1 protein-coding gene is annotated in these 1,627 nt (G+C 78.5%); it reads left to right on the top strand.

Annotated features, from left to right (window positions below; all coding sequences use genetic code 11):
* The coding region (locus NBZ85_RS30930) for a hypothetical protein (RefSeq protein ID WP_261563402.1) at positions 1-1,627 on the top strand (1,627 nt) is incomplete at its 5' end.

Here is a 1,627-nt window from a genome sequence, read left to right as displayed (position 1 = left end):
GCGCCGGCCCGCGCCCTGGGTCCTCGCCGCCCTGGCCGCCGGCTATTTCGCCGTCGGGGCGTGGCTGGGGCTGGGCCGGGGCGCAGCCCTGCCCGAGGCGCTGCGGCTGACGACGCGGGCCTACCTCCCGCTGTTCGGCGACGGTGGACAGCTGGGCTGGCTCGCCGTCGGTTGGGCGCCGCTGCCCGCGGCGGTGCAGGTGCCACTGATGCCGCTGGCCTGGTGGTGGCATCCGTTCGCGGCCGGCGGGCTCGGCGCCACCGCGCAGTCGGCGTTGTTCACCGCCGGCGCCGTGCGGCAGCTGCACCGCACGGCCGGCGAGCTGGGCACCGGGCGACGGGTCTCGGCGGCCGCGGCAGCGCTGTTCGCCCTGCACCCGGCCATCGCCTACGCCGGGGCGAACGGCACGGCGGAAGCGTCGTTGCTGTTCTTCCTGCTGCTCGCGACCCGCCACCTGCTGCGCTGGTGCCGCGGCGGGTCGGCGAACCGGCTCGCCGCGGCGGGCGTGACACTGGCCGGCGCCGGACTGTGCGGGATGCCGGCGCTCGGCGCGGGTGTGGCCGCCACCGCGGCGGTGACGGCGGTGGCGTACCGGGGCGCCGACGGCCCGGTGGCGACCCGCCGCGCGGTCGCCTACGCCGACGCGCTGGTCGTCGCCCTGCCGCTGCTGTTCACCACGACGGTCCGGCTGCTGATCGGAACCCTGGTGGCCGGGTCGTGGGGACGGATGGTCGCGATCGGCACGAACCCGAACCTGCTGCCGGCGGACGCGGATGGTGCGTCGGGCGTCGGCGCCACGACGCGGATCGCCCGGCTCGCCGCCCAGTCGGCGGTGCTGGAACCGTTCGCCGCCGCCCTGCTGATCGTCGCCGCGGTCGTCGCCGTCCGGCGGCGCGCCGCGCCGAGTGCGGCGGCCATGACCGTCCTCGCCGGCGGCTACGGCACGGCGGTCGCGGTGGCGGCGATCGGCCCGGGCGGGCCCTGGTCGCTGGGGCCCTCCACCCTGCTCGTTCCCCTCACCGTCCTCGCCGCCACCGGCCTGGCCACGGCCGGTGGCGCCCGCTCGGTCGGCCGCTCGGCCGACCGTCCGCTCGGCCGCTCGTCGGCTCGCCCGGTGGCGCCCCGGTACCGCCGCGGAGTCGCCGTCGCCGTGATGCTCGCCGCCGCCCTGCCCGCGGGCGCGGCCGGTCTGCTCCAGCGCGGCATCGCCCCCGACGAGGCGCACACCCTCACCGCCGTGTTCACCCCCGACCGGGCCGACGGCGCCGAGCGGCAGCGGCGCCACCGCTACGACACCGACCGCGGCCTCGCCCGCTGGTTGGACGCCCAGCACCTGCCCCCGCGGACGGTGCTGCTGGACACCGAGACCGGCTTCGAGGTCGTGCTGGCGTCGCGCAACCCCCGCCAGTTCGCCGTCCCCGCCGGCCATGGCTTCGACGAGCTCGCCCACGACCCGGCCCGGCGAAGCGTGCGCTACGTCGTGGCCCGACCCCGGGAGGATCCGCTGCCCGCCGACCGCGTCAACCAGGCGTACCCGGCCATCGCCCGCGACGCGCGGCTGCGGCTGGTCCAGGTGGAACCCACCGGCGGGGACCTGCCCGCCTGGCGCGTCTACGCGGTGCGCTGA

It is taken from the genome of Frankia tisae (genome assembly GCF_025403405.1).
GTDB lineage: Bacteria > Actinomycetota > Actinomycetes > Frankiales > Frankiaceae > Frankia > Frankia tisai.
Note: the sequence above shows the minus strand (reverse complement) of the source record. Positions and strands in the feature narration are given on the sequence as shown.